This is a genomic window from Teichococcus wenyumeiae (assembly GCF_003696345.1).
In the GTDB taxonomy this organism is placed as follows: domain Bacteria; phylum Pseudomonadota; class Alphaproteobacteria; order Acetobacterales; family Acetobacteraceae; genus Pseudoroseomonas; species Pseudoroseomonas wenyumeiae.
On record NZ_RFLX01000002.1, the window covers coordinates 269247 to 286194 of the forward strand.

Consider the following 16948-nt stretch of genomic DNA (forward strand, 5'->3'; position numbering starts at 1 on the left):
GGATGGCCGTGGCGGCCGGATCGCGCTACCACGGAGAAAATCCTTCGAGGGGAAATGCCGATGCCGCTTGAAACCGCTTGGCCGCAGGATTGGCGCGAAGGCCACTTCGCGCTGCGCATCCAGGGCGAGGATGGGCCGATGGCCATCGCTCTCGCCAAGGGCGAAGTCTTCGACATGACGCCCGCCTACGGCACCGTCAGCGCCTGGCTGAACGACCCGCATCCCGCCGCCGCCATCCGCGCCCGCGGCGAGAAGCTGGCGCTGGACGTACAGGCCCTGCTGGCCGACGGCCGCCTGCTCTCCCCCTTCGACCTGCAGGCGCTGAAAGCCTGCGGCGTCACCTACGTCCGCTCTATGCTGGAGCGCGTGATCGAGGAGCGCTGCCGCGGCGATGCCAGCCAGGCCGAGTCGGTGCGGGCCGAGGTGCGCGGCATCATCGGCGACGACCTGACCAGCCTGCGCCCCGGCAGCCCGGAAGCCATGGCGCTGAAGCAGAACCTGGTCGAGCGCGGCTGGTGGAGCCAGTACCTGGAAGTGGGCATCGGCCCGGATGCCGAGGTTTTCACCAAGGGCCAGCCGCTCTCCTCCGTCGGCTCCGGCGCCAAGATCGGCGTGCATCCCGACAGCGCCTGGAACAATCCGGAGCCCGAGGTGGTGCTGGCGGTGGATTCGCAGGGCCGCATCCTGGGCGCCGCGCTGGGCAATGACGTGAACCTGCGCGACGTGGAGGGCCGCTCCGCCCTGCTGCTGGGCCGCGCCAAGGACAACAACGCCGCCTGCGCCATCGGCCCCGCCATCCGCCTCTTCGACGAGGGTTTTACGCTTGAGGACATCCGGCAGGCCGAGACCACCCTGACCATCGAGGGCACGGATGGCTTCCGCCTCTCCGAATCCGGCAAGGTCGGCGCCATCAGCCGCGACCCGACGGACCTCGTGGCGCAGATGATCGGCCCACACCACCAGTACCCCGATGGCGCGGCGCTGTTTCTCGGCACCCCCTTCTCCCCGGCGCAGGACCGCGGCGAGCCGGGCATGGGCTTCACCCACAAGTATGGCGACGTGGTGCATATCGCCAGCCCGCGCCTCGGCGCCCTCTGCAACACGGTGGAGCGGACGGACCTCTGCCCACCCTGGCGCTTCGGCATCGGCGCGCTGATGGCCAATCTGCGCCAGCGGGGGCTGCCGCGCGCATGATGGCGGAGGAGACCGGCCGGCTGGACCGGGGCGACGGCGTGGAACTGGCCTGGGCCTCGCTGCCCGGGCGCGGCCCCACCGTGGTCTTCCTGGGCGGCTTCCGCTCGGACATGGAAGGCACCAAGGCCCTGGCGCTGCGCGACATCTGCGCCGCGCGCGGGCAGGCCTTCCTGCGGCTGGATTATTCCGGCCATGGCACCAGCGGCGGCGTCTTCGAGCAAGGCTGCATCGGCACCTGGGCGGCGGACGCGGCCCTGGTGATCGGGCAGCGGGCGCCGGGGCCGCTGGTGCTGGTCGGTTCCTCCATGGGCGGCTGGATCGCGCTGCTGCTGGCGCGGCAATGGGGCGCGCGGGTGCGGGCACTGGTCGGCATCGCCGCCGCGCCGGACTTCACCTCCCGCCTGATGGAACCGGCGCTGACCGAGGCCAACCGCGCCGCCCTGGCGCGCGACGGGTTCTTCCACGAGCCCAATCCCTATGGCGACCCGGTGCCCATCACCGCGAAGCTGCTGGAGGATGGCCGGGCGCAGTCGGTCTTCGGCCAGCCCCTGCCCTTCGCCGGCCCGGTGCGGCTGCTGCAGGGCATGCGCGATGCCGAGGTGCCCTGGCAGACCGCCACCGACCTCGCAGCGCATCTCGGCACCGAGGATGTCCGCATCCTGCTGGTGAAGGACGGCGACCACCGCCTCTCCCGCCCGCAGGACCTGCTATTGCTGGAGCAGACCCTCACCAGCCTGCTCGGCACGCAGGATGGCAGCCAGCCCCTCCCGGAAGCCGGGATAGCGCCAACTTAACCCCAGCGCGGCCTGGGTGGCCGCCGATCGCACCCGGCGGTTCTCCGCCCAGAAGCCCCGGCCCATCGGCGACATGCCTTTCCAGGCTTCCTCGAAGGGCACCGCCGGGGGCAGCGGGGCACCCAGCAGGCGGGCGGCTTCCTCCGTCACGGCGGCGCTTTCGGCCGGCGTGTCATCGGCCAGGTGCAGCACGCGCGGCGCCGTGCCCTGCGGGCCGCTGGCGGCGGCCACCACGGCGCGGGCGATATCCTCCACATGGATGCGGCTGAAGCTGTGGCCGGGGCGCAGCACGCGGCGGGCGCGGCCGCTCCGCACCTCGTCCAGCGCGCTGCGGCCGGGGCCATAGATGCCGGCGGTGCGGAACAGGTCCAGCGCGCAGCGCCCGCCCAGCGCCGCCGCCCAGGCCTGCTCGGCGGCCAGGCGGCGGCGGGACCGCTCCTGCCCCGGCGCCGGGGGCGTCCGCTCGTCCACCCAGCCGCCATCCCGGTCGCCATAGACCCCGGTGGTGGAAAGATACCCCACCCAGCGCAGATCCCTGGCCCCGGCGATGGCCCCGGCATGGGCGGCCAGCACCGGGTCGCCCTCCTCCCCCGGCGCGGCGGTGGCCACCAGATGCGTGGCAGCGGCGATGGCCGGCCCGGCCTCCGTGAAGCGCAGCAGGGCCACCCCTTCCGGCGCCACGGCATGCTCCGGATTCCGGCTGGTGCCGGAAACGTGAAAGCCCGCGCGCAGGGCCTCCGCCGCGATAGCCTGGCCCGCATAGCCAAGTCCGAGGATGAGCAAACGTGCTGTCATGCCCTGCATGTGGCGTGGATTGCGGCACGCGGCTAGACTGCTGCCCATGCGAGCCCCCCCGCAAGCTCATGCGCGGTCCCTCTGGCGCAAAATGGCGCTGGGCATGTCCGCCGCCGCATTGCTGACCGTCACTGGTGCCGGCGCCGTGTTCTGGCTCCATTCCACCACCCTGACCGAGGCCGCCGAGCCCCGCCCCGCCCCGCCGCCAGAGGCCCAGGCCGCCCCGGCCTCACCGGCCGAGATGCCGCCCGGCAACAGCCTGCCGCTGCCGCCCGAACCGCCGCGCCTGACCGACAGCCCCGAATACGACACCTGCCTGACCCTGCTGCGCACCGAGCCGGAAGACGCCCTGGCCATGGCCGAAGCCTGGGAACAGCATGGCGGCGGCGAAGGCGCCCGCCACTGCACTGCCCTGGCGCAACTGGCCCTGGGCGAGCCCGAGCGCGCCGCCGGCCGGCTGGAGCGCCTGGCCTCCGAATCCAAGGCCGGCAATGCCGCCCGCGCGGCGGTCTATGCCCAGGCAGTACAGGCCTGGACCATGGCCAACCAGCCCGGCCGCGCCTATGGCGCCAGCACCATGGCCCTGACGCTGTCCCCGGAAGACCCGGCGCTGCTGGTGGACCGCGCCTTGGCCGCCGCCAGTCTGGGCCGCTACGACGAGGCGCTGCTGGACCTCAACTACGCCCTGAAGCTGGAACCCGGCCGGCCCGATACACTGGTTTTCCGCGCCGCCGCCCTGCGCCACCTGGACCGGCAGACGGATGCGATGGACGACGTAGAATCCGCCCTGGCCCGCGACCCCGGCCACCCCGAGGCCCTGCTGGAACGCGGCATCCTGAAGCAATTGAAGGGCGACACCGCCGGCGCCCGCCGGGACTGGCAACGCACCGTGGAAGCCGCCCCGGACAGCGCGGCGGCCGATCTGGCACGGCAGAACCTGGCGCTGAACGAGGCGGGGCCAAGGCGGCGCTGAAGGCCGGGCAGAAGAAAGGCCAGGGGAATGAATTCCCCTGGACCCCTTCTTTCTTCTTCAAGTTGGTGAGGCGGAAAGCGGGGCTGCCAGAGGCGGCACCCGAAATTCGAAAATAGAAGATGGGGGCCCGGGGGAATTCATTTCCCTGGCCGCAGGTGGTGCTCAGAAATCCAGGTCGGCGTAATGCGGCGGCGGGTTCACGCCGCTGACACGGTCGGCCAGCAAGGGCCGGAAGCCGGGGCGGGACTTCACGCGCGCGTACCAGTCCTTGGCGGCGTCGTTCACGGTCCAGTCGATATCGCCGATGTAATCCAGCGCCGAGAGATGCGCCGCCGCCGTCAGGTCCGCCAGGGACAGGAAGTTGCCGGCGAGCCACAGTCGCGTCTCGGCCAGCCAGCCCAGGTAATCCAGGTGCGGCTTCAGGTTGGCATAGCCCGCGCGCAGCGCCGCGGCATCGGGGTTGCCCCGGCCCATCAGGCGCTTCATCTGCTTTTCGTAATAGAGGTTCGCCGTCACTTCCCGCGCGAACTTGCCATCGAACCAGGACACGAGGCGCCGCACCTCGGCACGCTCCGCCAGCGTGCGGCCCAGCAGGGGCAGCTCGGGATAGGCCTCGTCCAGATACTCGCAGATGGCATAACTGTCGGCCAGGACCAGGCCGTTCTCCTCGGCCAGCACCGGCACGGTGCCGGCCGGGTTCATGTCCATGAACTCGTCGCGGCGCTCCCACACCCGCTCCACACGAAGCTCGAAGGGAATGCGCTTCTCGTTCAGCGCGAGGCGCACCTTCCGGGCATAGGGAGACAAGGGAAGGTGGTAGAGGATGCGCATGCGGTTATGCCAGACGACGGAGGGGCGGCGCTTATCGCATGCACGCCGCCCCTCCGCTAGCTTGCCCTCACCTGAACGTGAGGTTTCAGCAGGATTGTTACGCTCCCGCTAGCGGCGGTTATTCCGCCGCCAGGACAACATCCTCCATCGGCTGCGGCAGGTAGCGGGCGTATTCCTTCGGCACCACGTGCCAGAAGCGCCCGCGCACCGCGTGCCAGTCGTTCAGCAGCTGTGCCGCGAGGCGGGAACCGGTTTCGGCGGCATGCCGCGCCACCAGTTCCTGCAGCATCCCTTCCCAATGGGGGGAAGACAGGCGGCGCCACAGCAGCGTGTCGGGGTTGACCCGCCGCTCGAAGGTGCCCTCGGGGTCGTAGACGAAGGCCTGGCCGCCGGTGAAGCCGGCGCCGAAGTTGTCGCCCACGCTGCCCAGGATCACCGCCACGCCGCCGGTCATGTATTCGCAGCCGTTGGAGCCGCAGCCCTCCACCACCGTGGTGGCGCCGGAATTGCGCACCGCGAAGCGCTCGCCCGCCTGGCCGGCCGCGAAGAGCTCGCCCGCCGTCGCACCATAGAGGCAGGTATTGCCGATGATGGCGTTCTCGTTCCAGACCAGCGTCGAGGATGGTGCCGGGCGGATGACGATGGTGCCGCCCGAAAGGCCCTTGCCCACATAGTCATTGGCATCGCCCAGCACTTCCAGCTTCAGCCCGCGCACCGCGAAGGCGCCGAGGGACTGGCCGGCGGAGCCGCGCAGCCGCACCGTCAGGTGGCCCGGCTGCAGGCCGCTCATGCCGAACTTGCGGGTGATCTTGCTGCTGATCTTGGTGCCGATGGCGCGGTGCGTGTTCCGGATATTGTAGGCGAGCTGCATCTTCTCGCCCCGCTCGAAGAGCGAAGCCGCGTCGCGGATCATGTCCGCGTCCAGCGTCTCTGGCACCTCGTTGCGGCCTTCCAGCGTGCAGTAGCGCGGGAAGGGCCCGGCATCCGCCTGCACCAGCAGCGGGTTGAGGTCGAGGTCGTCCAGGTCCTCGGAACCGCGCGACACCTGCTTCAGCAGGTCGGTGCGGCCGATGATGTCCTCCAGCCTGCGGAAGCCGAGCTGCGCCAGGATCTCGCGCACTTCCTCGGCGACGAAGGAGAAGAGGTTGATGACCTTCTCCGGCGTGCCGGTGAACTTCTTGCGCAGCTCCTCGTCCTGCGAGCAGACGCCCACGGGGCAGGTGTTGCTGTGGCACTGCCGCACCATGATGCAGCCCATGGCCACCAGGGACGCCGTGCCGATGCCGAATTCCTCGGCGCCCAGCATGGCCGCCATCACCACGTCGCGCCCGGTCTTGAGGCCGCCGTCGGTGCGCAGCTTGATGCGGTGGCGCAGCCGGTTCAGCAGCAGCACCTGATGGGATTCGGAAAGCCCCATCTCCCAGGGCAGGCCAGCGTACTTGATGGAGGACACCGGGGAGGCACCCGTGCCGCCGTTATGACCTGACACCAGAATGGCATCCGCCTTGGCCTTCGCCACGCCCGCCGCGATGGTGCCGATGCCGGAACGCGACACCAGCTTCACGCAGACGGTCGCATCCGGGTTGATCTGCTTCAGGTCGTAGATGAGCTGCGCCAGATCCTCGATCGAATAGATGTCGTGATGCGGCGGCGGCGAGATCAGCATCACGCCCGGCGTCGCGTGCCGCAGCTTGGCGATCAGGCCGGTGACCTTGAAGCCGGGCAACTGCCCGCCCTCGCCGGGCTTGGCGCCCTGGGCCACCTTGATCTCGATCTCGCGGCAGTTGTTCAGGTATTCGGCGGTGACGCCGAAACGGCCCGAGGCGATCTGCTTGATGGCGGAATTGGCATTGTCGCCATTGGCGCGCGGCTTGGCACGCTCCGGGTCCTCGCCGCCCTCGCCGCTGTCGGAACGCGCGCCGATGCGGTTCATGGCGATCGACAGCGTCTCATGCGCCTCGGGGCTCAGCGCGCCGAGCGAGATGCCGGGCGCGATCAGGCGCTTGCGGATCTCGGTGATGCTCTCGACCTCTTCGATCGCGATGGGCTGATGCCCCTCGAAGCGGAAGTCCAGCAGGTCGCGCAGCGCCACGGGCGGCAGCTTCCGCACCTGGTCCGAGTAACGCTTGAAGGTCTGGTAGCTGTCCGTCTCCACCGCATGCTGCAGCATGTGGATCAGGTTGGCCTCGAAGGCATGCGCCTCGCCCCGGCGGCGCAGCTTATAGAGCCCGCCCACCGGCAGCACCGCCGCTTCCGCGCCCCAGCCCTTCTGGTGCATCGCCAGCACGCGGCGCGCGATGCCCGAAAGGCCGATACCGGAGATGCGGGACTGCGTGCCGGGGAAGAACTCCGCCACCAGCGCGCGCGACAGCCCGATGGCCTCGAAGTTCATGCCGCCGCGATAGGAAGACAGAACAGAAATGCCCATCTTGGACATGGTCTTCAGCAGGCCCTTGTCGATGGCCTTGCGGTAGCGCGCGACGCAGTCCTTCAGCGACATCTGGCCGAACAGCCCGCGGCGGTGCCGGTCCGCGATGCTTTCCTGCGCCAGATAGGCATTCACCGTGGTGGCGCCGGCGCCGATCAGCACGGCGAAGTAATGCACGTCCATGCATTCCGCCGCCCGCACGTTCAGGCTGGTGAAGGTGCGCAGCGAGTTCTTGACGAGGTGCGTATGCACCGCGCCCACGGCCAGGATCATCGGGATCACGGCGCGCTCGGGGCCGGAGGCCTCGTCGGTCAGAATGACGTGGGCGCAGCCGGAGCGCACGCCCTCCTCCGCCTCATGCCGGATGCGCTCCAGCGCGCGGCGCAGGCCGGCCTCGCCATCCGCCACGGGGAAGGTGCAATCCACCGTGCAGGCGGTGTCGCCCATGTAGCCGCGCATCGCCTCGAATTCGGCATTCGAGAGGAAGGGGCTTTCCAGCTGCAACATCTCGCACTGGCTGGGGTCCTCGTCGAGGATATTGCCCAGGTTGCCGAGGCGCGTCTTGATCGTCATCACCCGCGTCTCGCGCAGGCTGTCGATCGGCGGGTTGGTCACCTGCGCGAACATCTGGCGGAAGAAGTGGTGCAGGCCACGGTAGTGCTGCGACAGCACCGCCACGGGCGTGTCATCACCCATGGAGCCGATCGGCTCCTGCCCATCCTCCACCATCGGGTGCAGGATGCTTTCCAGGTCCTCCAGCGTGAAGCCCATGGCCAGCTGGCGGCGGCGCAGCGCCTCGCCTTCCAGCGAGGGGGTCTCGTCCACGTCGTTGCGGACGATGCCGTCGATCTTGGTGGTGCGCTTCACCCAGTCGCCAAAGGGCTTGCGGGCAGCAAGAAGATCCTTGACCTGGTTCTCGTTGTAGAAGGTCTGGGTGTCGAGATCGACGGCGATGCTCTGCCCCGGGCCAAGGCGCCCCTTGGCCAGCACCTCGTCCTCCCGCACCTTCACCATGCCGGTCTCGCTGCCGACGATCAGCAGCTTGTCGGCTGTGATGGTGTAGCGCATCGGGCGCAGGCCGTTGCGGTCGAGGCCCGCCACCGCCCAGCGGCCATCGGTCGCGGCAATGGCGGCGGGGCCGTCCCAGGGCTCCATCACGGCGTTGCAATACAGGAAGAGATCCTGGTGCTCGCGCGGCATGGTGGCGTTGCTGCCGATGCTCTCCGGGATCAGCATCGCCTTGGCCATGGGCGCGTCGCGGCCGGCGCGCACCAGCAGCTCGAAGACATTGTCCAGCGTGGCGGTGTCGGAGCCGCCCGCCTGCACCACCGGCTTGATGTCCTCCATGTAGGAATCGAGCAGCGGATGAGACAGCCGCGTCTCGTGCGACTTCATCCAGTTGATGTTGCCGTGGACGGTGTTGATCTCGCCGTTATGCGCCAGCATCCGGAAGGGCTGGGCCAGGCGCCAGGTCGGGAAGGTATTGGTGGAATAGCGCTGGTGATAGATGGCGAAGCGGCTGACGAAGCGCTCGTCCTTCAGGTCCGGGTAGAAGTCCGTCAGGTTCTCCGCCAGGAACATGCCCTTGTAGATCATCGAGCGGCCGGAGAGGCTGCACAGGTACAGCTCCGGCACCTGGGCCATGATGGCCTGCTTCTCGATCCGGCGGCGGATCACATACATGTCCCGCTCGCAGGTCGCGGCGTCGCGCTGCTCGGGGTCCCAGATCAGGATCTGCTCGATCTCGGGCCGCGTCGCATTGGCCTTCTCGCCGATGCAGGAGACGTCGATCGGCACCTGCCGCCAGCCATAGATGTTGTAGCCGGCGTTCAGGATCTCCGTCTCGACGATCTGGCGGCAGCGCTCCTGCGCGCCCAGGTCGGTCTTGGGCATGAAGACCATGCCCACCGCGATGCGGCCGGGGCGCAGGCGGTCGCCGCCGCGCTCCACCACTTCCGCGAAGAAGTCCTGCGGGATCTCGATATGGATGCCGGCGCCGTCGCCGGTCTTGCCATCGGCATCCACGGCGCCGCGGTGCCAGACCGCCTTCAGCGCGTCGATGCCGGCCTGCACCACGTCGCGGCGCGGCTTGCCGTCCAGCGCGGCCACCAGGCCGACGCCGCAGGCATCATGCTCGGTCACGTCCACATGCGCGGCGCTGCTGAGCAGCGCGGCGTTGCGGGCAAAGGTCTCGGCGAAAGCGGCGCCGGTTTCGGTGAGGTCGGTCAAGGCGCGTTTCCCTTCGGGCAGGCGGGAACGAGAAAAAATCAGATCTTCAGGCCGCGGGCGCGCAGCGTGTCGCGGTGCTTGGCAAGCGCGCTCATGCCGACATCCTGGCCCCATTTCATGCCAAAGGCGGCGGCACCGGCGGCCACCGCCGGCGTCACGGCCTGCAGGCGCCGGCCAAGCGGCGTCTCGTAGAAGGCCTTCAGCTCGCGCAGCTCCGCCGCCGTCATCTGGCTGGCCCAGAGCTCGGTCGTGAAATCGGTCATCTCGGGCAGGCGGGCGCGGAACTCGGGCATCAGCACCTCGTCCACGATCTGCTGCACCTCGGCGGCGGGCTTGCCGCTGGCCTGCGCCAGCGCCGCCACGATCTGCTGCGAGACCATGCTCATGACCTGCTCGGCCTGCTTGGCGGAATCCAGCGCCACCAGCAGGTCCCGCGCGGCGGCGCGGCTCTCGGCCGTGGCGCCCGGCGCGGCGGGCGGGGCCTGCTGCGCCAGCACAGGCGCGGCGGCCAGCAGCGAGGCGCCCAGCAGGGCGATGCGAAGCGCGCGCATCACTCGGCCGCCAGGGCCGGCGTCACCGCCTTGGCCAGCACGTATTTCTCGATCTGGTCGGCGGCATCGCGGCCGTCGCGGATGCCCCAGACCACCAGGGAGGCGCCGCGCACGATGTCGCCGGCAGCGAAGACGCCGGGCAGCTTGGTCATCATGCTGCGGCGGTCCACCTGCACCGTGCCCCAGCGGGAGACCGCGAGCTCCGGCGCACCAAACATCGCGGGCAGGTCCTCAGGGTCGAAGCCCAGGGCCTTGATCACCAGGTCGGCGGGCTCGGTGAACTCGCTGCCGGCGATCCGCTCCACCTGCTGGCGGCCGGTGGCATCGGGCAGGCCCAGATGCATCTTCACCGCGCGCACGCCGGTGACGGCGCCGTTCTCGCCCACGAAGCCCTCGGGCGCGGAGAGCCAGGAGAAGGTCACGCCCTCCTCCTCCGCGTTCTTCACCTCGCGCATCGAGCCGGGCATGTTGGCCTTGTCGCGGCGGTAGAGGCAGGTGACGCTGGCCGCGCCCTGGCGGATGGCGGTGCGCACGCAGTCCATGGCGGTGTCGCCGCCGCCGATCACGACCACCCGCTTGCCCGCCGCGTTCAGCGCGCCGCTGGCGAAGTCCGGCACATCGTCGCCCAGGCCCTCGCGGTTGGAGGCGGTGAGGTATTCCAGCGCCGGCACGATGCCGGAGAGATCGGCCCCCTCGCCGCCGATGTCGCGCGCCTTGTAGACGCCGGTGGCGATCAGCACGGCGTCGTGCTTCGCGCGCAGCTCATCGAGCGTGACGTCGCGGCCGATGGCGCAGTTGAGCACGAAGTTGATACCGCCGGCGGCGAACTGCTCGGCGCGGCGGAGCACCACTTCCTTCTCCAGCTTGAAGTTGGGGATGCCGTAGATCATCAGCCCGCCGACGCGGTCATAACGGTCATAGACCGTGACCTGCCAGCCGCGCTTGCGCAGCTGCTCCGCCGCCGCCAGGCCCGCGGGCCCCGCGCCGATGATGCCGACGGAATGCGCCAGCTCCCGCGAGGGCGTCGGCGGCTTGACCCAGCCCATCTCCCAGGCGGTGTCGTTGATGTAGCGCTCCACCGCGCCGATGGTGACGCTCTCGAAGCCCTTCTCGATCACGCAATTGCCTTCACAGAGCCGGTCCTGCGGGCAGACGCGGCCGCAGATCTCGGGGAAGGTATTGGTGGCGGCGTTGACCTCATGCGCTTCCTGCAGCCGGCCCTCGGCCGTCAGCTTCAGCCAGTCCGGGATGTTCTGGTTCAGCGGGCAATGCACGGAGCAGAAGGGCACGCCGCACTGGGAGCAGCGGCTGGCCTGCTCGCTGGCGCGCTCCGCGCTGAAGCGCTGGTAGATCTCGCCGAAATCGGTGCGTCGCTCGGCCGCGTCGCGCTTGTCCGGCGTCTGTTGGGACAGGCGCACGAATTGCAGCATGCGTTCGGCCATGGCGAAGGGCTCCCCGGGCAGGAAGAAAAAAACAGGCGTGTTGTTTAATCAGGCGCCGGGTGAGCTTGGCTGGCAGGCCGCGCAGGCACCGGCGGGCGGGCGTTCACCGTCCTGAGAGCAGGATAAGCACGCCCGCACAGCAGGTGCCAGCACATTTTGGCCATTTAGACAGTCATGCTGACCTAAAAAATCCGTTGCCGTGCAAGGTTACGCAGAAGGCGTCACCTGATCTTACGATAAATGTCCGAAGCGGACTTAAGGTCCATGCCCTGGTGCTGTCCCCCGTGCCGGAAGCGGGACAGATATTCGGGCACCACCGATTCCATCGCCTTGGGCGTGATGCCCAGCGCCGCCAGCCCATCCGCGCCGGGGGATACCACATTGTCGCGCCCGAGCTGCGCCAGCTGGTCCGCCGTCAGCGGCCCGCCGGGCAGATGTGCCAGCAGCCGTGCCAGCGCGTCCGGGATCTCGACCAGCCGCCTGCGCCGGCCGGTGGCGTCCAGCACCAGCGCCATCAATTCCCGGAAGCTGGCGACGCGCGGCCCGCCCAGCTCATAGACACGGCCCTCGGTATCGTCGCGCGTCAGGCTGGCCAGCACCGCATCCGCCACGTCGCCCACATAAACCGGCTGGAATTTCGTGCCGCCCCGGATCACCGGCAGCACCGGCATCAGCCGCGCCATGGCGCCGAAGCGGTTGAAGAAGCTGTCATCCGGCCCGAAGACGATGGAAGGGCGCAGGATGGTGGCGCGCGGAAAGGCCGCCCGCAGTGCCGCCTCCCCCGCCGCCTTGCTGCGGGCGTAATCGCTGGGGCCGCTGCTATCGGCGCCGATGGCCGAGACATGCACCAGCCGCCCTACCCGGGCCATGGCCGCCACCTGGCCGATCCGCCCCGGCAGTTCCCCGTGCAGGCGCTGGAAATCGCCGCGCTTCCCCTCGGCCAGGATGCCTACGAGGTTGACCACCCAGTCGGCCTCGGCCACCGCGCGGGCCAGGGCGGCGTCCTGCCGCAGGTCGGCGGCCAGGGGCACCACCTGGCCCACCTGCCCCGCCGTCATGAGCGGCCGCATCGCCTCCGGGTTGCGGCCGACCACACGCACCACATAGTCCAGCCGCGCCAGCCGCTGCACCACCTGCCGCCCGATGAAGCCGGCCCCGCCGAACACCGTGGCGACCTTGCGTGTGATCATGCTCTGCCTCTCCTGCTGCCTTCCCAACCGTGGATATGGCGCTCAGGATTGAACGCGCCAGCCGCCCAGGCGCTGCCGAACCTTTGACCCTCCCTTCCGTGCTCTCTATATGCAGGTCCAACGTAACGTGCTTCGGGGGCGGTTCGCGCACCCGCCCACCCCGACCCGATAAGGTTTCCGATGACCCTGCCGCTGATGCCGAAGGCCACCGCCGTGTGGCTCATCGAGAAGACATCCCTGTCCTTCGAACAGATCGCCGACTTCGTCGGCATGCACCCGCTCGAGGTGCAGGCGATCGCGGATGGCGAGGTGGCACAGGGCATCGTGGGTTACGACCCCGTGCAGAACAGCCAGCTCACCCGGGAAGAGATCCAGCGCTGCGAGGCGGACAAGAACGCCCGGCTGCGGCTGATGCCCTCCGCCGTGCCGCAGCCCAAGGGCCGGGGCAAGGGCGCCCGCTATACCCCGGTGTCCAAGCGCAACGACCGCCCGGATGCCATCGCCTTCCTGCTGCGCAACTTCCCGCAGCTGACGGAAGCGCAGATCGGCAAGCTGCTGGGCACCACCAAGGACACCATCGCCAAGGTGCGGGACCGCACGCACTGGAACAGCGCCAATATCAAGCCGCGTGACCCGGTGATCCTGGGCCTCTGCTCGCAATCCGACCTGAATGCCGCCGTGATCGCCGCCGGCGGCAACCCCGCCGCCCCGCCGCCGCCCGCGCCCGAGGAGGGCGAGGAAGCCTCCTTCTGAGCCCGCGGTAGCCGGGCACAAAAAACCCCGCGGCGCCAATGGCACCGCGGGGCGTGAGGATCTTGTACGCCTTAGCGTGCGGCGCGCAGCCGCTCCATCTCCTCTTTCAGGCGCAGTTTCTCACGTTTGAGGCGCGTGATGGTCCCGGCGTCCGGGGCCGGGCGCTGCCCTTCCTGGGCAAGCTGCCGGTCCAGGCTCGCATGACGGTCCTGCAGGCTGTTGAGGCGGGGCTGGTGCGTTATGCTCACGCTTTATCCTCCACGCTGGTGATACCACTCCGCGGGGGTCTCTCCCCGCCGCCATTCTGGCAGCCGCGGGAACCAGAGGCCCCAGGGAGACGCGGCGGCGCCGCAACCCTGACCCGCGCGGGGAATCAGCCCCGCCCGCGACAGTGCGCTGTGCGACCGCGCGCCAGCATGATATGGCCTTTCCTTCCTCCGATGCGACTCCTAACCGCCGAGTAATGACGCCTGATGCTGGCCGACCGAGACAGCCTTCTCCGCCGTCTGCACGAGCTTCGCAGCGAGCATCGCGACCTGGATACCGTGGTTGCGCGGCTGGAAGACGGCCCTGTGGACCTGCTTCAGCTGCAAAGGCTGAAGAAACGTAAATTGAAGTTGAAGGACGAGATCGCCTGGCTGGAAAGCCGCCTCGTGCCCGACATCATCGCCTGAGGGTCCGACTCCGGCACGGCACGGCCGCCCCGGGGCTTATTCCCGCTGGACAATCCGGCCCGGGCGCGGCACAGCCGCCGCCCAGGCGCGGCCCGCCGCGCACCCCCTGCTGCAGGATGCCGCGTGACCGACAGCCCCACCCCCGACTCCGCGCCGCTGGTCGGCATCATCATGGGCAGCCGCTCCGACTGGGAAACCATGCGCCATGCCTCGGAGACCCTGGCCAAGCTGGGCGTCCCGCATGAATGCAAGGTGGTCTCGGCCCACCGCACGCCGCAGCGCATGTTCGACTACGCGCAGGCCGCCGCCGGTCGAGGCCTGCGCGCCATCATCGCCGGCGCCGGCGGCGCCGCCCACCTGCCGGGCATGGTCGCCGCCCTGACGCGCCTGCCGGTGCTGGGCGTGCCGGTGGAGAGCCACGCGCTGAAGGGTATGGACAGCCTGCTCTCCATCGCCCAGATGCCGGCCGGCGTGCCGGTGGGCACGCTGGCCATCGGCCGCGCCGGCGCCGTCAATGCCGCGCTGCTGGCCACCGCCATGCTGGCCACCACCGACGCCGCGCTGGCCATCCGGCTGGAGCGCTTCCGTGACGAGCAGACGGAATCCGTGGCGGAGACACCGGAATGAGCACGCCCCTCCCCCCCAACAGCACCATCGGCATCCTGGGCGGCGGCCAGCTCGGCCGCATGTCGGCGCTGGCGGCGGCCGAGCTGGGCTACCGCTGCCACATCTACGCGCCCACGAATGACGAGCCGGGCATGCTGGTCTCCGCCGCGCGCACCGTGGCGGATTACGAGGACGAGGCCGCCCTGGCCGCCTTCGCCGCCACCGTGGACGTGGTGACCTTCGAATTCGAGAATGTGCCGGCCCGGACGCTGGAGGTGCTCTCCCCCCTGGTGCCCTGCCGCCCCGGCCCCAAGGCCCTGGCGGTCTGCCAGGACCGCCTGCTGGAAAAGACCTTCTTCAGGTCGGCCGGCGTGCCGGTGGCGCCCTGGGCCGCCGTGACCACCGAGTCGGAGCTGCATGAGGCCGTGGCCCGCATCGGCCTGCCGGCGGTGCTGAAGACGACCCGCCTGGGCTATGACGGGCGCGGCCAGGCGGTGCTGCGCACGCCCGAGGACCTCGCCCCGGCCTGGGAGCGGCTGTCCCCCAAGCCGCTGATCCTGGAAGCCTTCGTGCCCTTCACCCAGGAACTCTCGGCGGTGGCCGCCCGTGGCCTGGACGGCAGCACGGCGGTCTATGACGCGGTGGAGAACCAGCACCGCCACCACATCCTCGACCTGTCCTTCGCCCCCGCCCGTGTGCCGGCCACGGTAGCCGAGGCCGCCCGCGCCCATGCCGCCCATGTCGCTTCGGCGCTGGACCTCGTGGGCGTGCTGGCCGTTGAGTTCTTCCTGCTGCCCGATGGCGGCCTGCTGGGCAACGAGATCGCCCCGCGTCCGCATAATTCCGGGCACTGGACGCAGGACGCCTGCCAGTTCAGCCAGTTCCATCAACATATCCGCGCCGTGGCCGGCCTGCCGCTGGGCGCCGTGACGCGCCATTCGGATGCCGTGATGCGCAACCTGGTGGGGCCGGAGGGCATGGCACGGCTGCCGCATCTGCATGCCGAAGGCGATGTTTCGGTGCACCTCTACGGCAAGGCGGCGGCCCGTCCGGGGCGCAAAATGGGCCATGCAAACCGCCTGTTCCCCCTGGGAACACTGGCCCGGGAAGCGGAAGCGGAGCTTCTCTCAAAGCTGTGACCAAAATGCCCCACACAGCCTGTGTCTTTCCCGCCACATCGCCTGGGAAACAGTGTGGGGCATACTGCGGCGCTTTAGAATGAATGCTAACTCTTCGTCCACGCCGCGCCGGTTCCATTCGGAAGGCTGAGCGCTGCGAACGCCTCTGGTGGATCGAGGAGAAAATACGATGAACTTCAAGAAGGCGCTTCTGGCTGCCACGGTGCTGGCTCTGCCGCTCGCCGCGCAGGCCCAGCCGATCACCGGCGTTTATGTCGGCGCCGGTGCTGGCTTCAACCAGAGCATGAACGCCGACGTCACGTCGGACCGCAACTTCGCCGCCGGCGTGACCGGCGCGCAGCGCAAGGCCAGCATCGAGTTCGATGCGGGCTTCGGCGGCGTCCTCAGCGTCGGTTACGGCTTCGGCAACGGCCTGCGCGCCGAGATCGAAGGCAACTATCGCCAGGGCGATGTGGACCAGATCAAGGCCGGCATCGGCGGCCGTCTGCCCGGCATCAGCGGCACCGTCCGCACCTACGGCGCGATGGCCAACGTCCTGTTCGACCTGCCGCTGGCCCTGCCCGTGCCCGTGACCCCGTATATCGGTGGTGGCGTCGGTTACGCCTGGACCGACTACGACAACGTCGGCAGCCGCTTCTACACCCCCGCGGGTGGCAACGGCCGCTCCTTCAACATCGACGACAAGGACGGCAACTTCGCCTTCCAGGGCATCGCCGGTGTGGCCTTCCCGATCACGGCCGTTCCCGGCCTGGCGGTGACCGCCGAATACCGCTTCTTCGGCACGCTGGACCCGAAGGTGACCGGTTCTTCCCGCGAGCTGAACGGCCCGGCGATCCGCCAGAAGTTCGAGACGGAGAACTACAACCACTCCGCCTTCGTCGGCCTGCGCTACGCCTTCAACGCGCCGCGTCCGGTTGCCCCGGCTCCGGTGGTTGAGGTCGCTCCGGCCGCCGCTCCGGCCCCGGCCCGCACCTACCTGGTGTTCTTCGACTTCGACCGCGCTGACCTGACGGACCGCGCCCGCCAGATCATCGCCGAGGCCGCCCAGAACGCCAACCGCGTGCAGGCGACGCGCATCGAAGTGGCCGGCCATGCCGACCGCTCGGGCTCGCCGCAGTACAACCAGCGCCTGTCGCAGCGCCGCGCCGACGCCGTCGCCGCCGAGCTGACCCGCCAGGGCATCCAGCGCTCCGCCATCACCGTGCAGGCCTTCGGCGAGAGCCGTCCGCTGGTCGCCACGGCCGACGGCGTGCGCGAGCCGCAGAACCGCCGCGTCGAGATCGTCCTGCGCTAATCCCGCAGGCCGATCAGCCGGGCGGTTCGCCGCCCGGCCGAGGCTGGGTTACGGA

At 69.6% G+C, this 16948-nt stretch carries 15 protein-coding genes; 8 read left to right on the top strand and 7 right to left on the bottom strand.

Features of this window, described 5'->3' with window-relative positions; all coding sequences use genetic code 11:
* Nucleotides 1–60: 60 nt before the first annotated feature.
* On the top strand, nucleotides 61–1194 hold the full coding sequence (locus EBE87_RS04245) for a fumarylacetoacetate hydrolase family protein (protein WP_120641029.1): 1134 nt from the start codon (nucleotides 61–63) through the stop codon (nucleotides 1192–1194).
* Nucleotides 1194–1988, top strand: a complete 795-nt coding sequence (locus EBE87_RS04250) for an alpha/beta hydrolase (RefSeq protein ID WP_408887697.1) — start codon at nucleotides 1194–1196, stop codon at nucleotides 1986–1988. The genes EBE87_RS04245 and EBE87_RS04250 overlap by 1 nt, the downstream gene beginning before the upstream one ends.
* Here the strand turns inward: EBE87_RS04250 and EBE87_RS04255 are convergent.
* Nucleotides 1902–2783 carry a Rossmann-fold NAD(P)-binding domain-containing protein gene (locus tag EBE87_RS04255; protein WP_122139920.1) on the bottom strand — a complete coding sequence of 294 codons (882 nt, stop codon included), beginning with the start codon at nucleotides 2781–2783 and terminating at the stop codon, nucleotides 1902–1904. The genes EBE87_RS04250 and EBE87_RS04255 overlap by 87 nt on opposite strands.
* Nucleotides 2784–2886: 103 nt before the next feature.
* Here EBE87_RS04255 and EBE87_RS04260 point away from each other — a divergent pair, with 103 nt between their 5' ends.
* Nucleotides 2887–3756: a tetratricopeptide repeat protein gene (locus EBE87_RS04260; RefSeq protein WP_233553445.1), complete on the top strand. Its 870-nt coding sequence runs from the start codon at nucleotides 2887–2889 to the stop codon at nucleotides 3754–3756.
* Between the two features lie 162 nt (nucleotides 3757–3918).
* Here the strand turns inward: EBE87_RS04260 and fzlA are convergent, their stop codons facing one another.
* From fzlA to EBE87_RS04285, 5 genes are all read right to left on the bottom strand, one after another.
* Complete coding sequence (gene fzlA, locus EBE87_RS04265) at nucleotides 3919–4587, bottom strand: FtsZ-binding protein FzlA (protein WP_120640688.1); 669 nt, start codon at nucleotides 4585–4587, stop codon at nucleotides 3919–3921.
* A 118-nt stretch (nucleotides 4588–4705) separates the two neighbouring features.
* Complete coding sequence (gene gltB / locus EBE87_RS04270; RefSeq protein ID WP_233553446.1) at nucleotides 4706–9184, bottom strand: glutamate synthase large subunit; 4479 nt, start codon at nucleotides 9182–9184, stop codon at nucleotides 4706–4708.
* A gap of 98 nt (nucleotides 9185–9282) precedes the next feature.
* Nucleotides 9283–9795, bottom strand: a complete 513-nt coding sequence (locus tag EBE87_RS04275; RefSeq protein ID WP_122139896.1) for a DUF2059 domain-containing protein — start codon at nucleotides 9793–9795, stop codon at nucleotides 9283–9285.
* Entirely contained in the window at nucleotides 9795–11237 is a 1443-nt protein-coding gene (locus tag EBE87_RS04280; protein WP_120639458.1) for an NAD(P)-dependent oxidoreductase, read from the bottom strand. The genes EBE87_RS04275 and EBE87_RS04280 overlap by 1 nt, the downstream gene beginning before the upstream one ends.
* Nucleotides 11238–11458: 221 nt before the next feature.
* On the bottom strand, nucleotides 11459–12427 hold the full coding sequence (locus tag EBE87_RS04285) for a complex I NDUFA9 subunit family protein (protein ID WP_120639459.1): 969 nt from the start codon (nucleotides 12425–12427) through the stop codon (nucleotides 11459–11461).
* 180 nt (nucleotides 12428–12607) lie between these two features.
* Here EBE87_RS04285 and EBE87_RS04290 point away from each other — a divergent pair, with 180 nt between their 5' ends.
* On the top strand, nucleotides 12608–13180 hold the full coding sequence (locus EBE87_RS04290) for a DUF1013 domain-containing protein (RefSeq protein WP_120639460.1): 573 nt from the start codon (nucleotides 12608–12610) through the stop codon (nucleotides 13178–13180).
* 71 nt (nucleotides 13181–13251) lie between these two features.
* Here EBE87_RS04290 and EBE87_RS04295 read toward each other — a convergent pair whose 3' ends face one another.
* Nucleotides 13252–13428: a YdcH family protein gene (locus EBE87_RS04295; protein WP_408887695.1), complete on the bottom strand. Its 177-nt coding sequence runs from the start codon at nucleotides 13426–13428 to the stop codon at nucleotides 13252–13254.
* A 225-nt stretch (nucleotides 13429–13653) separates the two neighbouring features.
* Between EBE87_RS04295 and EBE87_RS04300 the strand changes: the two genes are divergently transcribed.
* The 4 genes from EBE87_RS04300 to EBE87_RS04315 all read left to right on the top strand — a co-directional run bounded on the left by EBE87_RS04300 (nucleotide 13654) and on the right by EBE87_RS04315 (nucleotide 16893).
* Nucleotides 13654–13854 carry a YdcH family protein gene (locus EBE87_RS04300; protein ID WP_120639461.1) on the top strand — a complete coding sequence of 67 codons (201 nt, stop codon included), beginning with the start codon at nucleotides 13654–13656 and terminating at the stop codon, nucleotides 13852–13854.
* 171 nt (nucleotides 13855–14025) lie between these two features.
* Nucleotides 14026–14481: a 5-(carboxyamino)imidazole ribonucleotide mutase gene (purE, locus tag EBE87_RS04305; RefSeq protein ID WP_120639470.1), complete on the top strand. Its 456-nt coding sequence runs from the start codon at nucleotides 14026–14028 to the stop codon at nucleotides 14479–14481.
* A complete protein-coding gene (locus EBE87_RS04310) occupies nucleotides 14478–15599 on the top strand; it encodes a 5-(carboxyamino)imidazole ribonucleotide synthase (RefSeq protein WP_120639462.1) in 1122 nt (373 codons plus the stop codon). The genes purE and EBE87_RS04310 overlap by 4 nt, the downstream gene beginning before the upstream one ends.
* A gap of 169 nt (nucleotides 15600–15768) precedes the next feature.
* On the top strand, nucleotides 15769–16893 hold the full coding sequence (locus tag EBE87_RS04315) for an OmpA family protein (RefSeq protein ID WP_120639463.1): 1125 nt from the start codon (nucleotides 15769–15771) through the stop codon (nucleotides 16891–16893).
* Nucleotides 16894–16948: the final 55 nt, after the last annotated feature.

What these genes read in the sequence shown, in the direction of transcription:
- EBE87_RS04300 (WP_120639461.1), top strand. Translation starts at nt 13,654, where the DNA reads ATGCTGGCCGACCGAGACAGCCTTCTCCGCCGTCTGCACGAGCTTCGC.
- fzlA (WP_120640688.1), bottom strand. Translation starts at nt 4,587, where the DNA reads ATGCGCATCCTCTACCACCTTCCCTTGTCTCCCTATGCCCGGAAGGTG.
- EBE87_RS04310 (WP_120639462.1), top strand. Translation starts at nt 14,478, where the DNA reads ATGAGCACGCCCCTCCCCCCCAACAGCACCATCGGCATCCTGGGCGGC.
- EBE87_RS04250 (WP_408887697.1), top strand. Translation starts at nt 1,194, where the DNA reads ATGGCGGAGGAGACCGGCCGGCTGGACCGGGGCGACGGCGTGGAACTG.
- EBE87_RS04290 (WP_120639460.1), top strand. Translation starts at nt 12,608, where the DNA reads ATGACCCTGCCGCTGATGCCGAAGGCCACCGCCGTGTGGCTCATCGAG.
- EBE87_RS04275 (WP_122139896.1), bottom strand. Translation starts at nt 9,795, where the DNA reads ATGCGCGCGCTTCGCATCGCCCTGCTGGGCGCCTCGCTGCTGGCCGCC.
- EBE87_RS04315 (WP_120639463.1), top strand. Translation starts at nt 15,769, where the DNA reads ATGAACTTCAAGAAGGCGCTTCTGGCTGCCACGGTGCTGGCTCTGCCG.
- EBE87_RS04245 (WP_120641029.1), top strand. Translation starts at nt 61, where the DNA reads ATGCCGCTTGAAACCGCTTGGCCGCAGGATTGGCGCGAAGGCCACTTC.
- EBE87_RS04285 (WP_120639459.1), bottom strand. Translation starts at nt 12,427, where the DNA reads ATGATCACACGCAAGGTCGCCACGGTGTTCGGCGGGGCCGGCTTCATC.
- purE (WP_120639470.1), top strand. Translation starts at nt 14,026, where the DNA reads ATGGGCAGCCGCTCCGACTGGGAAACCATGCGCCATGCCTCGGAGACC.
- EBE87_RS04260 (WP_233553445.1), top strand. Translation starts at nt 2,887, where the DNA reads ATGTCCGCCGCCGCATTGCTGACCGTCACTGGTGCCGGCGCCGTGTTC.
- EBE87_RS04255 (WP_122139920.1), bottom strand. Translation starts at nt 2,783, where the DNA reads ATGACAGCACGTTTGCTCATCCTCGGACTTGGCTATGCGGGCCAGGCT.
- EBE87_RS04280 (WP_120639458.1), bottom strand. Translation starts at nt 11,237, where the DNA reads ATGGCCGAACGCATGCTGCAATTCGTGCGCCTGTCCCAACAGACGCCG.